The following is a 15,613-nucleotide window of genomic DNA, read 5'->3' as shown; positions in this document are numbered from 1 at the left end:
GTAGGGTGTGTGGCGCAAGCCACGCACGCGGAAGTGGAATCGGATGACAGGCATTCTGAACTTTCAGACGACCTTCAAAGAAAAGATACAGGGTCGTCTGAAACCCAAAACGGCGTGCGTGAACCAAGTTCACACACCCTACGAGACAACCCAAACACCCAAAACTTCAAATACCGCTTCTCCATGATTTGGACCTTCGCCCGCCGCGAAGCCAAAGAACTCCTGCGCGACAAAATCCGCCTGTTTTTCGCCGTGTTTGGTCCGCTGATTATCATGGCGTCGGTATCGTGGGGGATTTCGTTTGACGTGCGGAATCTGAAATTCGCCGTTTACGACCGCGACCAAACCGCCGCCAGCCGCGAGCTGGTCGAATATTTCGACGGTTCGCGCTACTTCCTCCAACAGCCGCCGATACAGTCCGAAGCCGAAATCGACACCGTGCTCAAAAGCTCCGGCGCCATATTGGTCATCGATATTCCGAGCGGTTTCGGGCGTGATTTGGCGCGCGGGCTCAAACCCGAAGTCGGTTTTTATGTGGACGGCTCCATGCCGTTTAACGCCACCAACATCCGCGGCTACATCGGCAGCCTGATCACCGCCTACACCAAAGACCGCATCGCCGAAAGCGGGCTGCCCGTTTCGCTCAAAGCCCCCGCCGGTATCGAACCGCGCTTTATGTACAATCAGGATTTCGACAGCATCAACGCCATCGCCCCGGGCGTGATGATGCTGGTGTTGATGATGATACCCGCCATGATGTCGGCGGTCGGCGTGGTGCGCGAACGCGAAATCGGCTCCATCGCCAATTTCTACGCATCGCCCGCCGCCGTGGCGCAATATCTGATCGGCAAACAGCTTCCCTATATCGCCGTCGGCATGGTCAATTTCGCCGCCATGATGCTGATGATTATTTACCTGTTCGGCGTGCCGCTCAAAGGCTCGTTTGCCGGACTCGCCGTCGGCACGCTCTTGATGGTGTCCGCAAGTACCGCGCTGGGGCTTTTGATTTCCTGCTTCGTGCGCTCCCAGCTTGCCGCCATCTTCGCCACCGCCATCATCACCATGATACCCGCGCAAACCTATTCCGGCTTTCTTTACCCGCTGTCCACCATGGAAGGCGGCGCGTTGGTTATCGGCAAAACCTTTCCGTCGTCGTGGTATTACACCGTCAGCGTCGGCAGCTTCACCAAAGGGCTGCACACCGCCGACCTGCTGCATGAATACGCCGCCATCGCCGCCTTTGCCGCCACCAGCCTGATTCTGGCGTGCGTGTTGTTGAAGAAACAGGAGAAGTGAGAGGTCGTCTGAAAACTCAGCAGGCGGGTCTTGATGCCTGACTTGTTCCTTAACTATAGTGGGTTAAGTTTAAATCAGGACAAGGCAACGAAGCCGCAGACAGTGCAAGTAGCACGGAACCGATTCACTTGGTACTTCAGCACCTTAGAGAATCGTTCTCTTTGAGCTCAGGTGAGGTAACGCAGTACTGGTTTAAACTTAGCCCACTATTAAAGAAAGAAACGCCATGAACCGAACAACCCTGTTTGACGGACTGGCCGAACGCTACGGCGCGGCGGCGGAATATCCGTGGGCGAAATCTCCCGACTTTGCCGTGTTCCGCCACACGGGCAACCGCAAATGGTTCTGCCTGTATATGCCCGTGCCGTCTGAAAAACTGGGCATGGGCGAGGGTGGCCTGACGGAAATCGTCAACGTCAAATGCCGCCCCGAACACATCGGCGCATGGCGCGCGATGGCAGGCATCCTGCCCGCCTACCACATGAACAAAGAACACTGGTTGAGCATCGTATTGGCGCAAACGCCCGCAGAAAGCGTGTGGCGGCTGATAGATGACAGCTTCGTGCTGACGCGCTAGGATTGATTAACTCCACACATTAGATACAAGAGAACATGATGACTGACATTACCCTTATCCCCGTTCAAGAACACGAAAAAGACGAGTTTATCCGCGTCTTGCAGCAGTCGTTCAGATTGGCGGTGGCAGACGATTTGGACGACGGAGAAGAAGTTATCAGCCGAGAAGAAATCGAAGAATCTATGAATGCACCCAAAGCAGAGAGCTATCACATTGTTGCCGACGGCGAAAAAGCGGGCGGCGCGGTAATTGTCGTCAATGCCGAAACGGAGTGCGGTTCGTTGGATTTACTGTTTATGTTCCCGCAGAAACACGGGAGCGGCTTGGGTGGGAAAGCGTGGCGGGCGATAGAGCGGCTGCACCCCGAAGTACGTGTGTGGGAAACGCATACGCCGTATTTTGAGAAGCGCAACATCCATTTCTACGTCAATAAATGCGGCTTTAAAATCGTAGAGTTTTTTAATCCGTACCACCCTGATACCACCAGACCGAAAGCTGTGGAACAAGATGAAGCGTTTGAATATTTCTTCCGTTTTGAAAAAGAAATGCCGCAACAACCGTAGGATGTGCTTCCTTGTCTTGAGCTTTGCAGACTTTATTTATTAAATTTCAGGAGAAAACATGAAAACCATAGGCATCATCGGCGGCATGAGTCCCGAAAGCACCGTGCTCTACTACCAAATCATCAACCGCGAGACCAACCGCCGCTTGGGCGGCAACCGCAGCGCCAAAATCCTGCTCGACAGCGTGGATTTTGAAGAAATCGTCCGTTTGCAGAAAAGCGGCGACTGGGCGGCGGCGGGAAACGTGTTGGCGCAAAGCGCGCGGAAGCTGGAAGCGGGCGGCGCGGATTTTTTGCTGCTTGCCACCAATACCATGCACAAAGTCGCCCCCGCCATCGAACAGGCGGCCGGCATCCCCTTGCTGCACGTCGTCGATGCGACTGCCGCCGCCATCAAACGGCAGGGCTTGTCCGCCGTCGGCCTGCTTGGCACGCGCTTTACCATGAGCGACGGTTTTTATACGGAGCGCATGGTTTCGCAGGGCGTACAAACCATAGTTCCGACCGCCGTCGAACAAGACGAAATCCACCGCATTATTTTTGACGAACTGTGCCTGAACCGCATCCGCCCCGAATCCGCCCGCTACTTTTACGACGTGATAGGTCGTCTGAAAAAGGAGGGCGCGCAGGGCGTGATACTCGGCTGCACCGAAATCTGCCTGCTTGTGAACGAAACCGACAGCCCGCTGCCCGTATTCGACAGCACCGCCATCCATGCGCTTGCGGCGGTGGATGCGGCGCTGGCGGAATAAGTGGGACTCCTGATTAAACTGCTACGGAGTGGGTTTGCCATTTCGTATCAGTTTATCCGTAGTCCCACCCATGATGCGGCAAACGCCAAATTTTACGATATGGATGTTATCCCGCTTATGAGGAGTAAACTTTGTGAATAATTTTGACGGTTTTTCCGTTACGGTTAAATTCCGTATCGGTATGAGCGCCTGAAGCGCAATCCAAACTTTGGTATTTCATATTGATATGATTGGGATTTTTACGGCGAAGTTTGAAGGACCATTCAAAGGTTTCGGGTTGTGCGTTTTCCGTGTTGCCGCAGTCCATTTTTTCTTTACCGTTCAGAGTCAGGTTTTTGCGCGGCAGGGTGGAAGGAACGGTTTTAGGGTAGGGCGCTTCGCCGTTGTAACCTTGCTTCATAAAGGCGGAGTAGGCTTGTTGCAGCGAACCGGTATAACGGCATTCGTAGCGGGTCACGATGGCATCGAGTTCGGGGTTGCCCGTGGATTTCGGGCTTTCATGGCAGGACAGATTGCCGGCAAAAGCGGCAGGGGAAGCGAGAAGCAGGCAGAGCAGTAAAGGTTTGACGGACATCATAGTTCCTTAGATTGGATTGATGAAATAGGTCGTCTGAAATCAAAGCTGATCCCAAATGACCTTATTTGAAAAACATAATTATACATCGTCGGTCTGACTAAACGAGTCGGATTGACCAATCGGCATGGTAGCCGATTCCATATGCGTTGTCTTTATCCGCTGCGTTTCGACGGATTTTTTAGGAAAAAACAGACTCTATTGTGTGTACACAGCGAACCTGCTGTCGGACTTTTAATGGGAAAACCGAGGCTGTAAAGCTGAAAAACAGCCGGACAATTTTTCAGACGGCCTTTGACAATACAACCCATAAACAGGAATCCCCATGCGTACCCTGAAAAACATTCTGACCCTGATGCTCAAAGAGTTCCGCAGCGTGCTGACTGATCCGGTGCTGATGGTGCTGATTGGGTATATCTTTACCGCCACGATTTATCAGATGTCACAGGTCGGATCGGATTTGAAAAACGCCACTGTCGGTATCATCGACCAAGACCGTTCGGTTTTGTCCATGCGTATCCGCGATGCCGTGCAGCATCCGTTTTTCAAACCGGTAGAGGACGTGCGGCGCGAGGATTCGGACGAATTGATGGACAAGGGCGAGTTCACCTTTATTTTGGAAGTGCCGCCCAATTTTCAGCGCGACATGGCGGCGGGGCGCAATCCCGATTTGCAGCTTTTGGTTGATGCGACGTCGATGACGCAGGCGGGGGTAGGCGCGTCGTATCTTTCGCAAATTATCAACCGCGAAATTTACGGATTCACCGGCGTGACGCGGCCGGAGTTAATCAGCCCCGTCATCAATACTTATTACAATCCCAACGGCGAAAGCGCGTGGTTTATGCCGACTTCGCAAATCGGCTCGATGTCGTGTATGTTGCTGATTTTATTGACAGGGGCGGCGGTTATCCGCGAACGCGAACGCGGCACAATCGAGCATTTGCTGGTGATGCCGGTCAATGCGTTCGAACTGATGATGGGCAAAGTGCTGGCAAATGCCGCCGTGATTTGGGTGGCTGCGTTGTCGTCGCTGTGGTTTATCGTGCATTTGAGCATAGGCGTGCCGCTCATCGGCTCGGTACCGCTTTATGCGATAGGGCTGGCGTTGTTCTTGTTTTCGGTGGCGTCGCTGGGCATCATGATTGCCACGTTCGCATCGACGATGGGACAGTTCGGTATGCTGATGCTGCCGGTGTATATCGTGATGAACCTGTTTGCCGGCGGCGCATCCCCGCGCAGCAACATGCCGCACGCGGCGCAACTGATCAGCGAATATTGGCCGCTGACGCAGTTTGTGAAATTCTCGCAAGACATTCTGTTCCGCGGCGCGGGGATTGAAATCGTCTGGGGACATATGCTGATCATGGGCTGTATCGGCGTAGGATTCTTATGGCTGGCATTGTTGCGGTTTCAAGGGATGCTGGAGAGGCAGAATTGACGAGATCTTCCCGCTAGGAGGCTGCGCACTCTGAAAACGAGCGAAGCGAGTTTCGCTAAAACTGAAAAGGGAACTTCAGTGAGAAATTACCCAAATAAACAAGCATTATTGGATGCCGTTCAGACGGCCTTGGATAAGTATCTCGCCGAGTTTGCCGATATACCCGAAAGTGCGAGAGATATTCGTGCGGCGGACGGCGGCAAAACCCCTTCGGAACATTTGTCTTACCAACTGGGCTGGGTCAGTTCCCTGCTGGATTGGGAACGGCGCGAACAGGCGGGTGAAGAGGTGCATACGCCTGCCGAAGGCTTCAAATGGAACAACTTGGGCGGTTTATACCAACGTTTCTATCAAGTTTACAGCGTTTACACTTTGGCGGAACAACAAGCGATGCTGCGCGGGAAAACCGCCGAATTGTGTGCGTGGATAAAGAGTTTGAGCGAAGACGAGCTGTTTCTTATCGGACAAAGAAAATGGCGGAAACTGCCGCGCAATGGCCGTTGTGGAAGTGGATACATATCAACACAGTCGCCCCGTTCACCAATTTCCGTACTAAGATTCGGAAGTGGAAAAGGGAGGTGGGGAATAGGGCGGATGAGTAATTTTTTAGAGAAATTACCTCTACTTGTTTTATCGAAACTCGTTTTGCTTGTTTTCAGAGTGCGCAGCCTCCTGGTGGGACGACCTTTTGCCGTTCTTGAACAAGTTAGGGCTTTTCCGGGCAGAGCTTCTGCAAAACCGAGAATCGCTAAAAAGCAAACCTGACGGTTCGCTGCCCTCTCCCTAGCCCTCTCCCACGGGGAGAGGGGATTGAGGATACCGAACCCCAACCATGTTTTGGATTCCCAGCCAATTTGTCCCTTCCTCACGCGGGAGAGGGATTGAGGATACCGAACCTCAGCCATTTTGGGGTTTCCAGCCAATTTGTCCCCTCTCCCCGTGGGAGAGGGTTAGGGAGAGGGCAGTAAGCCGCAGGCTTACATTTAGGTTTCTAGGTTTCGCAAAAAATCTTCTGAAAGTTTGCTCCAACAGGAGATCGCGTATTCTGAAGCCGTTGCGGCAAATTTTATTTGTGTGCAAGATAAACAAAAGGTCGTCTGAAAACGTTTTATCCTGTTTTCAGACGACCTTTTTACTTCCTTAACAACTTTACCTGACGCGCTTTACCTGCCCGACTGTGCCCACACGTTTTGCAGGTAGGCGTAGGTCAGCTCGGCGGTGCCGGAGACCAGCGCGATGTCGCTGCCCAAGTCTTCGGCTTTGCCTACGCCAATGGGCAAGGCGCCGGATGCTTTGATGGCGGCGACGCCGGCGGCGGCGTCTTCGATGCCGATGCAGCGGCGGATGTCCGCGCCCACGCCCTCGGCGGCGGCAAGGAAGATGTCGGGGGCGGGTTTGGAATGCGCGACGGCGGCAGGGTCGGCGACGGCATCGAAGAAGTGGGTCAGCCCCATGCGTTCGAGCAGGAACGGGCCGTTTTTACTGGCGGACGCAAGGGCGATTTTTTTGCCGTTTGCTTTCAATGCTTCCAGCAGCGGCAAAATGCCGGGATACACGTCTTCGGGTTTGACCGCCTGTATCATCTCCAAATAGTTGTCGTTTTTGCGGCGGGTCAGTTCGGCGAACTCGGCTTCGCCGACGGTTTTGCCGCCGTGCGCGAGGATGCGTTTGAGCGAATCGTCGCGCGACACTCCTTTGAGCTGCTCGTTAAACTTGCGGTCGATGCTGATGCCCAGCCCTTCGGCGAGCTTTTTCCATGCGCGGTAGTGGTATTCGGCGGTGTCGGTGATGACGCCGTCGAGGTCAAAGAGCACTGCGGTGAAAGTCATTTTGCATCCTCCTTATTTGTTTAACGCAACGGTGTGGCTGCCGTTGAGCGTGATGTCTTTGCCGTACACCTGCAAATCGAGCGGCTCGCCTTTGAGCAGGGTGAAGACGACGTTTTCTTTGCCGACGGCGACTTTAATCAGACGGCCTCGGTAGTTGATGTGGAAGGCATAACCTGTCCACGCACTCGGCAGGAACGGTGCGAAACTGAGTTTGCCGCCCCAAGTTTTCATTTGGGCGAAACCTTGGACGATGGCGAGCCACGAACCGGTCATGGAGGTGATGTGCAGGCCGTCTTCGGTGTCGTTGTTGTAGTTGTCCAAGTCTAGGCGGGCGGTGCGCTGGTACATTTCCACGGCTTTTTCTTCTTTGCCCAGTTCGGCGGCAAGGATGGCGTGGATACAAGGCGACAGCGAGCTTTCATGCACGGTCATCGGTTCGTAGAAGTCGAAGTTGCGGCGTTTTTCGTCCATGTTGAAACGGTCGCCGAAGAAGTAGATGCCTTGCAAGACGTCCGCCTGTTTGATGAAGGGCGAACGCAGGATTTTGTCCCACGACCATTTCTGGTTGAGCGGCAAATCGTCGGGCGAAAGCGCGGACACGGGGCGGATGTCTTTGTCGAGGAAGCCGTCGTGCTGCACGAATACGCCGAGTTCTTCGTCATGCGGACGGTACATATTCGCGCTGATGTCCGCCCATTTTCCCAACTCGGCGGCACTCACGTTCAAATCCGGACGCGGGTATTTCGCCAAGGCTTCGCGGGTATAGTCCAATACCCATGCGGCGAGGGTGTTGGTGTACCAGTTGTTGTTGATGTTGTTTTCGTATTCGTTCGGGCCGGTTACGCCGTGAATCATGTATTTGCCGTTGCGTTTGGAGAAGTGGACGCGGTCCGCCCAGAAGCGGGACACTTCGACCAAGACTTCCAAGCCTTCTTTGGCAAGATAGCTTTCGTCGCCGGTGTAGTTGGTGTAGTTGTAGATGGCGTAAGGAATCGCGCCGTTGCGGTGGATTTCCTCGAAGGTAATTTCCCATTCGTTGTGGCACTCGATGCCCGTAAACGTCACCATCGGATAGAGTGCGCCCGCCAAGCCCTGTTCGCGCGCGTTGTGCTGCGCCTGCGGCAGTTGGTTGCGGCGGTATTGCAGCAGGTTGCGGGTAACTTCGGGTTCCGCCAGTGCGAGGTAGAGCGGCACGGCGTAGGCTTCGGTGTCCCAATAGGTCGCGCCGCCGTATTTTTCGCCGGTAAAGCCTTTCGGGCCGATGTTCAGGCGCGCGTCTTCGCCGTAGTAGGTGGAGAACAGTTGGAACAGGTTGAAGCGGATGCCCTGCTGCGCTTCGTTGCTGCCTTCGATGACCACATCGGCGATTTCCCAACGGTGCAGCCAACCTGCTTTGTGCGCCTCCAGCAAGGTTTCAAACGCAACGCCTGCGACTTTTTCCGACAAGGCGCGGCCGGCGGCTTTCACCGCTTCCAAACCCTGATAATCGCGGCTGGTGGTGATGATCACGCGTTTTTCAAAGGTTTCGGGCGTACCGCCGACTTCGGCTTCGAAAGAATTAGAGACCTGCCAGTCGGTTTGGCTGCCGCCGAGGGCTTTGAAACTGCCGGCGAAGGTTTGCTCGGCGTTGACGATGAATTGTTCCACGCCGAAGGGATTGGCGACGGTTTGGGTGGCAATGTAGGAGCGGTCGTCTGAAACGCCTTTGTCCAATACCTGCCAGAATTTTTCTTCGTAGTTGGAGTCTTCGTTTTTCACGTCGGCGTCGATGATGGAATCGATGCGGACTTGGTGGGTTTTGCCGTCGACGGATACGGCTTCCCAGCGGATGACCGCCAGCTCTTTTTGCGCGACGGACAGGAATTTGCACACATCGAAACGCACGCCGAACACGGTGAACGAGCGGCGCAACACGCCGTGCTGCATATCGAGTTCGACGGAGAAGCCGGCAACGTCGTTTTTCGCCAAATCCACTTCCTGCCCGTCGACAAAGATTTTAACTTTGCTGAAATTGAGCGCGTTGATGGCTTTACCGAAATATTTGGGGTAGCCGTTTTTCCACCAGCCGACGCGGGTTTTGTCGGGGAACCACACGCCGGCGATGTAGGTGCCCAAGTGGCTGTCGGCGGAGTAGGTTTCCTCAAAGCTGCCGCGCATACCCATATAGCCGTTGCCCAAGCTGGTCAGGCTCTCTTGCAGCCGTTTGTGTTCTTTTTCCAGTTTTGCCGAACGCAGCGTCCAAGGGCTGATTTCCATGATTCTTGTATACATCGTAAAGCTCCTGTTTTGATGGTTTTATGGCAAACCGTTTTGAAATACGGTTCGTCTTACTTAAATCAAATAAAGCGTCGGCAGAAGTTTCAGACGACCCTCCTGCCGATAAATGAAGAAAATTATGCGCCGCCGTGTGTTTCTTTAATCAGGAACACGGAAAACGCGCCCAGCAGCAGGACGACGCCCCCTACCAAGAACATATTGGCCTGCAAACCGCCCATCATCGGGAACAATATGAAGCTCAACAGCGAAGCAACAATCTGAGGCATACAGATGGAGCCGTTGAACAAGCCCAAATAAGTGCCCATGTGTTTGCCCGACAAGGCGTTGGTTACAATCGTCAGCGGATAAGTGATGATGCCCGCCCAAGCAATACCGATTAAGATGTAAGACAACACCAGCGCGTATTGGTTGCTGATGAAGAATACGGAGAAAAAGCCGAGCGCGCCCAAAGCCAGGCAGCTGAAATAACCCGCCTTAAGGTATCGATTGGGGATTTTCGCCAATACAAACGAACAAATCACCGCCGCAACCGACTGCACCGCCGCCAATACACCGTACCAGTTGCCCGCTTCCTGATAGCCTACGGAAGACGCATCGGTCGTGTGCCAGACGTTTTCCGCAATCGCGCCAGCGGAATAAGTCCACATATATTGGAAAGCGAACCAGCAGAAAAACTGCACCAGAGTGACCGTCCAAAACGCTTTAGGCGCGGTTTTCAAGAGTTCGAACCAGTTGGCTTTTTCCTGATTCGCTGCCACATCGATGCCGTGATAGCGGGCGTAGGTTTCCGGGTCGTATTCCTTCACTTTGAAAATCGTGAACGCGCTGGTAATCACCAACAACGCCGCGCCCACATAAAACGCCACGACCACGGTCTGCGGTACGACGCCTTTCTCGGCAGTATTCGCCAAACCGATATACGCAAACACAAACGGCAGAATCGCCGCCAAAACCGCGCCCGTATTCGCCAAGAAGCTCTGAATCCCGTAGGCGTAGCTTTTCTGCTCTTCGTTGACCATGTCGCCGACCATCATTTTAAACGGCTGCATCGCCATATTCGACGATACGTCCAACAGCGCAATCATCAGTGCGCCGAACGACAAAGCCGCCAGCGACGCATAACCGAAACCGAAGCTGCCCGAGTTCGGCATCAGAATCATCACGATGACCGCAATCAGCGTGCCGTAAAGCAGATACGGCAGACGGCGGCCGCCCAAGCGCGGCTTCCAAGTGCGGTCGGAGTAATAACCGACAATCGGCTGCACCAGCATCCCTGCCAACGGCGGCAGGATAAAGAACCAGCCGAGGCTGTGCGGGTCGGCGCCGAGCGTCTGGAAGATGCGGCTCATCTGCGAGCTTTGCAGGGTAAAGGCCGTCTGAACGCCGAGAAAACCGAAACTGATCATCCAAATCGTGCTTTTCGGCAGCGAGGGCAAGCCCTGCCGCGTGGGTTGCGTATTGTCCGACATGAGGTAGTCCTTTCGTTTTTTTGTAATAAAACCGGTTTCGGTAAACATCATTGAGCAATGGATACCGATAAAAAGGGGCGTATTGTGACAGCGCATGATGTTGAGTCGCGCGGGTCAAGGGTCGTCTGAAAACGAAGACAGAAGACGGTTTCAGACGACCTGGTGTCCACATCACACTAAGCTATTTTTTAATCAACAGTTTGGGCAATTCAGCCCCATCGGTGCAATTTCGGTAACGCAGGCAGCGGCTAAACCATAATCATCGTTATGATGAAGTCGGTTTGGGAGAGGACATCGGGCTGCGAAGCGGCAAGAAATTGTTTAAGGAATTTAATTAAAGAGGAGGCGTCCTCACTTGGATAACAGTCGGATAAAACCATTTTCTGCGCTTGTCACGGATAGAAAGCGTAGCGTTCAAACATTTGTTTTCAGACGGTTTTGAGTAACGTGTCATCAGTAAAAACGCGCAGGGGATGTTGTCGGAAGAGTAGGGTGGGCGCGATTTGCTGAGGGATGGTATTGTTGTTGTGAAGCATCTGGTATAGATAAGCGGGGTCATTATGTTTTAAAACATACATGCTGGCAAGTGGCTATAAGTACCATAGTTGACTATCCGCAAAGTTTGAGTGGAGAAGCAAAGAAACGGCTTGCAAGCTGTTTACTGATTCGTCCTATTTTCCGTAGGGTATATCAGGAAGTCGGCAGAGAGTTTGGGGATAAAGTATGCAGGTCGTCTGAAAACGATTCATCCCGTTTTCAGACGACCTTTTTTGACAATGTGATACACTGTCATTCTGACGACATAACATATAGTGGATTAACTCTAAATCAGGACAAGGCGACGAAGCCGCAGACAGTACAGATAGTACGGAACCGATTCACTTGGTACTTCAGCACCTTAGAGAATCGTTCTCTTTGAGCTAAGGCGAGGCAACGCCGTACTGGTTTAAAGTTAATCCACTATATCGATGCAAAGCCAAACGCTTCAGGAATACAAATTGAACATCCTCATCACTTCTCCCCGAGCGCCCGTTGCGCTGGAATGGGCGCGCTTCTCCAAACGCGGCGGGCATCAGGTTGTGTTTTGCGACAGCCTGCGTTTCCCGGTCGGCATTTTTGCCGGATTGGGCGAGTACCGCCGCATTCCCGCGCCGCGTTTGGATTTCGCCGGCTATGCGCGTGCTATGACGGAATTGGTGGCGCAGGCGGATTGTGTGATTCCGACCTGTGAAGATATTTTTTATTTGGCGAGGCTGGATTTGCCGGAATCGGAGCGCGCCAAATGTTGGATGCCCGATCATGAAACGTTGTTTACCCTGCATGACAAATTCCGTTTTTTCGAACGGATGCCGCAGGATACGACGGTGCGTTTTCCGGCTACGCGCCGAATTACATCGGTCGGCGAGGTCGAATACGACAGCGTGAAGAAAACGGTATTGAAGCCCGTTTATTCGCGTTTCGGGCGTTCCGTAATACGCGGCGTAACGGAAGGTCGTCTGAAAAACATTCATATCAGTGCGGATTATCCTTGGGTGCAGCAGGATTTCATTACGGGGCAGGGGGTGTGCAATTATGTGATTTGCGAACACGGCAGCGTGTTGGCGCATGCCGCCTACCGCCCGCGCTACCTGCTCAACGATTCGGCCTCGACCTATTTCGAGCCGCTTTCCGACCCGCGTTTGGACGAATTTGTGACGAAATTTGCCGAGCAAAATGCGTATCACGGACAGGCGGCTTTTGACTTCATTGATGACGGAAACGATTTGTGGCTGTTGGAATGCAACCCCCGCGCGACCAGCGGCCTGCATCTTTTACGCGAGGATTTGATATTTGACGGAGCAGGGCGCTTGCAGCAACGGAAACACAACACGCCGTCCAAACCTTTACGGGTCGGTGCGACCTTGCCGCTGCTTTTCGGTTATCGGGCTTGGAAAGAGGGAAAATGGACGGCGCTTTGGCAGGACTTCCGCCGAGCCGATGATGTGATTGCCGATTTGCCTTTCTATGCGCAATGGCTGGCATTGGGCGAGATGATGTGGCGCAGTATCCGGCATCATAAGCCTTTAACCAGCGCCAGCACTTTCGATATTGAGTTTGACGGCGATGAAAACTGATCTGTCCCACGAATTTTCGGCATTGTTCCGAGACATTCCGCTGCAACGCCTGTTTGCCAATATGAATGCCCGCGCCGAGGTTTTGAATATCGACGGTTTGGATATTCCCTGTACCGTCATCAACCGGATCACGCCTAATTGCTATACCGCGTCGCCGCATTCGGCAATCGTGGATTATGCGAAGGACGAGTTGGTCAAACTGCCCGGCGGGCAGCGTATGCTTGCGGCGAGTTTGTTGTCGGCGTTAAGCGGCATTCTGCGGCTGAATCAGATCGACCGTATGGTGACGCTGAACAATTATTGCCTTTCTACCAATAGCTTCTCTGAGGCTTTTCAGACGACCCCAATGCCGAAGCTGACCCAAGCCGCCGTCGCAAAATGGCCGAAACATGCTTTGTCCGTCCGTTCGCTGAATCCGCGCCAGCATAAGGATTTGATTGAACGGCTGGAACAGCTCGGTTGGAAAATGGTTGTGACGCGGCAGGTTTACATTATGGACGATTGGCAGGCAGTCATGGCAAAAACCAATACCAAACGCGACCGCAAGATATTTAATGACGGACGTTATGTTTTCGAGCGCTTGAGTGCCGACAGCCCTGATGCGGATTTTGAAGCGGCGGTGCATTGGTACAACCGCCTGTATCTGAACAAATATTCCAAGCAAAATGTACAATTTACCGCTGAATTTATGCGCGAAGCCGTATCGCGCGATATCTTGAATTTATTTCTACTGCGTGACGGCAAAACCGGTGAAAGCGCCGGAGTATCAGGCGTGGTCATCGACAGCAATACCGCTACTTCGCCCATCGTCGGCTACGATGATGCCAAGCCGCAAAGTGATGCCTTATACCGCCGCTGCATGACGCGTTCCATGCAAACCTGTATCGAAGCGGATGTCCCTTTAAATTTCAGTTCCGGTGCACCCGATTTCAAAAGGGTACGCGGCGCAATGCCTGAAATCGAATATATGGCGGTCTATACGTCCCATCTCCGACCTGCGCGCCGACTTATTTGGAAGCTGTTACACGCATTGAGCCAGGGGTATTACAAAAAAATCCTGATTAAATACAAACTGTAAACATAAATATTGAACTTAAAAAACGGAGTACATCATGAAAAAAACGTTTTTACTCATCTGCCTTGCCGCCACTGCGGCCGCATCCGCCGAAACGATATCGTTGGAAGTATCGGGCAATCCGGCATTCCGTCAATATTCCGCAAATGCGAAGGTAGAGCCTGCGTTCAAATCCATACAAAACGAATGCGGTGATTTTGCCGTTGCGCCTGTTTCACTTTCCCCGAAAAAGGACGCCAAATATTTCGTCGCAGTCTGCACAATGGGCGGCAGCGCATCGACAGAATTCCAAATCCTCTCCAGCGGACGCGGCAAATCAGAGGTCTTGTTGGAAGGCGGAGGCTATGGAATCAATATCTTGCCGAAACAACATAACGGTTTGCGCGATATCGCCGTTACAGAAGGCAATGCAAGATATTGCACCGAAACGCGTTACCGCTTTAATGGAAAAGCTTACCGCCCCTATAAACGTAAGAGCTGCCTAGGTTAATCCATGCTGTAAGTTTCAAAAGAGGTGTATCAACATAAAAAAGTTGATTTGCCATCACAATCAAATAAAACGACACAAACCATGAACATAGAAAAAATGAAACGCGCTTGGTATCCGTTGATACCGAGCAAGCAGCTGAAAGACAAACCCGTTCATCGCGAATTGTTGGGACAGCAGCTGGTGTTGGTACGGCTGAACGGACAGGCAGCCTGTATGGATGATTGCTGTCCGCATCGGCATGTGCCGCTGAGTGCGGGCAAAATCGTTTCGGGTAAGCTTCAATGTTGTTATCACGGCTGGGAGTTTGACGCGCAAGGTAAAGTTTTGACTGTTGTCGGCGGGATGTGTGCTTGTGAAGAAGCTGAGAGTGTTCCTACGTTTCCATGCCGAGAGTACGACGATTGGGTGTGGGTTTGTCTGGTTTCCAATATTCCTTTTGAACCGTATGCCGATTTTGAAGCGCCGGAAGGTTTTGAAACCGCCAACGCCGTCCGATATATGGAAGGTGATTTTATCCACGCCATCGAAAACTTCCTCGATCCGACCCATACGCGCTATATCCATGCCAAACTGCTGCGCAACAACGGCAGGCAAAGCATGCAGATCAGCCAGAGCCACCATGAACGCGGTTTCGTGACGCATTATCGTCTCAATCAACAGCAAAACGGATTGATTAACAAGCTGTTCGACAAGGGCATTACCGTTAACGATGCGGCATTCACTTTCCCGGGTTTGGTGCGTATCGATTACTTCACGCCGAACAGTCATGAATATCGGATTTCCGCTTTCTTTATCCCTCAAAGCAAGGGCAGTATGGGCTTAAATGTCCGAGTTCATTTCCCTAAAAGCCGCTTTCCTTTGCCCATCAAATTCCATCTGTTCCGCCCGTTTCTGGAACGTCTGATGGTTCAGGATTCCGCCATTATCAAAAGCCAATACCATCATCACAAAGAACATTATGCGAATAGGCCTTATTGCAGCACCACCAATGATTTGGTGATTGATCATTTGTTGCATCTCTTCTTGGAAAACATGCCGGAGGGCATAGACAAAACGGGAGAAATGAGTTTATAGAGAATGCGAAACCGGAGGAGGAGGGTGGCAGCCTGAGGGTCGTCTGAAAACAGTGTATAGTGGATTAACTTTAAACCAGTACGGCG

General features: G+C 52.6%; 14 protein-coding genes. 10 read left to right on the top strand and 4 right to left on the bottom strand.

The window, feature by feature from the left end; all coding sequences use genetic code 11:
• The 4 genes from HMPREF3050_RS01960 to HMPREF3050_RS01945 all read left to right on the top strand — a co-directional run.
• On the top strand, positions 1–1,296 hold a 1,296-nt coding region (locus tag HMPREF3050_RS01960; protein WP_141758379.1), incomplete at its 5' end, for an ABC transporter permease.
• 226 nt (positions 1,297–1,522) lie between these two features.
• Positions 1,523–1,873 carry an MmcQ/YjbR family DNA-binding protein gene (locus tag HMPREF3050_RS01955; RefSeq protein WP_070773259.1) on the top strand — a complete coding sequence of 117 codons (351 nt, stop codon included), beginning with the start codon at positions 1,523–1,525 and terminating at the stop codon, positions 1,871–1,873.
• A gap of 38 nt (positions 1,874–1,911) precedes the next feature.
• Complete coding sequence (locus HMPREF3050_RS01950; protein ID WP_070773258.1) at positions 1,912–2,436, top strand: GNAT family N-acetyltransferase; 525 nt, start codon at positions 1,912–1,914, stop codon at positions 2,434–2,436.
• Positions 2,437–2,494: 58 nt separating this feature from the next.
• Positions 2,495–3,187 carry an aspartate/glutamate racemase family protein gene (locus tag HMPREF3050_RS01945; RefSeq protein WP_070773257.1) on the top strand — a complete coding sequence of 231 codons (693 nt, stop codon included), beginning with the start codon at positions 2,495–2,497 and terminating at the stop codon, positions 3,185–3,187.
• Between the two features lie 115 nt (positions 3,188–3,302).
• Here HMPREF3050_RS01945 and HMPREF3050_RS01940 read toward each other — a convergent pair whose 3' ends face one another.
• Positions 3,303–3,761 (bottom strand): phage tail protein, encoded by a 459-nt coding sequence (locus HMPREF3050_RS01940; protein ID WP_070773256.1) that lies wholly within the window; start codon positions 3,759–3,761, stop codon positions 3,303–3,305.
• 325 nt (positions 3,762–4,086) lie between these two features.
• Between HMPREF3050_RS01940 and HMPREF3050_RS01935 the strand changes: the two genes are divergently transcribed.
• Both HMPREF3050_RS01935 and HMPREF3050_RS01930 read left to right on the top strand, forming a co-directional pair.
• A complete protein-coding gene (locus HMPREF3050_RS01935) occupies positions 4,087–5,199 on the top strand; it encodes an ABC transporter permease (protein ID WP_070773255.1) in 1,113 nt (370 codons plus the stop codon).
• A 78-nt stretch (positions 5,200–5,277) separates the two neighbouring features.
• Entirely contained in the window at positions 5,278–5,964 is a 687-nt protein-coding gene (locus HMPREF3050_RS01930; protein WP_210399904.1) for a ClbS/DfsB family four-helix bundle protein, read from the top strand.
• Positions 5,965–6,362: 398 nt separating this feature from the next.
• Here the strand turns inward: HMPREF3050_RS01930 and pgmB are convergent, their stop codons facing one another.
• The 3 genes from pgmB to HMPREF3050_RS01915 all read right to left on the bottom strand — a co-directional run bounded on the left by pgmB (position 6,363) and on the right by HMPREF3050_RS01915 (position 10,774).
• Positions 6,363–7,028, bottom strand: coding sequence for a beta-phosphoglucomutase (gene pgmB / locus HMPREF3050_RS01925; RefSeq protein ID WP_070773254.1), 666 nt, complete (start codon positions 7,026–7,028; stop codon positions 6,363–6,365).
• A gap of 12 nt (positions 7,029–7,040) precedes the next feature.
• Entirely contained in the window at positions 7,041–9,299 is a 2,259-nt protein-coding gene (locus tag HMPREF3050_RS01920) for a glycoside hydrolase family 65 protein (protein ID WP_070773253.1), read from the bottom strand.
• A 122-nt stretch (positions 9,300–9,421) separates the two neighbouring features.
• Positions 9,422–10,774, bottom strand: a complete 1,353-nt coding sequence (locus HMPREF3050_RS01915) for an SLC45 family MFS transporter (RefSeq protein WP_070773252.1) — start codon at positions 10,772–10,774, stop codon at positions 9,422–9,424.
• A gap of 998 nt (positions 10,775–11,772) precedes the next feature.
• Here HMPREF3050_RS01915 and HMPREF3050_RS01910 point away from each other — a divergent pair.
• The 4 genes from HMPREF3050_RS01910 (at position 11,773) to HMPREF3050_RS01895 (ending at position 15,527) form a co-directional block, all read left to right on the top strand.
• Positions 11,773–12,888, top strand: coding sequence for an ATP-grasp domain-containing protein (locus tag HMPREF3050_RS01910; protein ID WP_246830204.1), 1,116 nt, complete (start codon positions 11,773–11,775; stop codon positions 12,886–12,888).
• Entirely contained in the window at positions 12,878–13,966 is a 1,089-nt protein-coding gene (locus HMPREF3050_RS01905) for a GNAT family N-acetyltransferase (protein ID WP_070773250.1), read from the top strand. Before HMPREF3050_RS01910 ends, HMPREF3050_RS01905 begins: the two co-directional genes overlap by 11 nt.
• A gap of 34 nt (positions 13,967–14,000) precedes the next feature.
• Positions 14,001–14,453 (top strand): hypothetical protein, encoded by a 453-nt coding sequence (locus HMPREF3050_RS01900; protein WP_070773249.1) that lies wholly within the window; start codon positions 14,001–14,003, stop codon positions 14,451–14,453.
• 81 nt (positions 14,454–14,534) lie between these two features.
• Positions 14,535–15,527 (top strand): Rieske 2Fe-2S domain-containing protein, encoded by a 993-nt coding sequence (locus tag HMPREF3050_RS01895; RefSeq protein ID WP_070773248.1) that lies wholly within the window; start codon positions 14,535–14,537, stop codon positions 15,525–15,527.
• The last annotated feature ends 86 nt before the right edge of the window (positions 15,528–15,613 follow it).

The organism is Neisseria sp. HMSC065D04, from assembly GCF_001815675.1.
Lineage (GTDB): Bacteria > Pseudomonadota > Gammaproteobacteria > Burkholderiales > Neisseriaceae > Neisseria.
This window is presented reverse-complemented; position numbering and strand designations above follow the sequence as displayed.

Excerpts from the sequence above, each read along its gene's own strand:
- HMPREF3050_RS01920 (WP_070773253.1), bottom strand. The coding sequence starts at position 9,299 with ATGTATACAAGAATCATGGAAATCAGCCCTTGGACGCTGCGTTCGGCA.
- HMPREF3050_RS01950 (WP_070773258.1), top strand. The coding sequence starts at position 1,912 with ATGACTGACATTACCCTTATCCCCGTTCAAGAACACGAAAAAGACGAG.
- HMPREF3050_RS01895 (WP_070773248.1), top strand. The coding sequence starts at position 14,535 with ATGAACATAGAAAAAATGAAACGCGCTTGGTATCCGTTGATACCGAGC.
- pgmB (WP_070773254.1), bottom strand. The coding sequence starts at position 7,028 with ATGACTTTCACCGCAGTGCTCTTTGACCTCGACGGCGTCATCACCGAC.
- HMPREF3050_RS01905 (WP_070773250.1), top strand. The coding sequence starts at position 12,878 with ATGAAAACTGATCTGTCCCACGAATTTTCGGCATTGTTCCGAGACATT.
- HMPREF3050_RS01900 (WP_070773249.1), top strand. The coding sequence starts at position 14,001 with ATGAAAAAAACGTTTTTACTCATCTGCCTTGCCGCCACTGCGGCCGCA.
- HMPREF3050_RS01935 (WP_070773255.1), top strand. The coding sequence starts at position 4,087 with ATGCGTACCCTGAAAAACATTCTGACCCTGATGCTCAAAGAGTTCCGC.
- HMPREF3050_RS01955 (WP_070773259.1), top strand. The coding sequence starts at position 1,523 with ATGAACCGAACAACCCTGTTTGACGGACTGGCCGAACGCTACGGCGCG.
- HMPREF3050_RS01945 (WP_070773257.1), top strand. The coding sequence starts at position 2,495 with ATGAAAACCATAGGCATCATCGGCGGCATGAGTCCCGAAAGCACCGTG.
- HMPREF3050_RS01915 (WP_070773252.1), bottom strand. The coding sequence starts at position 10,774 with ATGTCGGACAATACGCAACCCACGCGGCAGGGCTTGCCCTCGCTGCCG.
- HMPREF3050_RS01940 (WP_070773256.1), bottom strand. The coding sequence starts at position 3,761 with ATGTCCGTCAAACCTTTACTGCTCTGCCTGCTTCTCGCTTCCCCTGCC.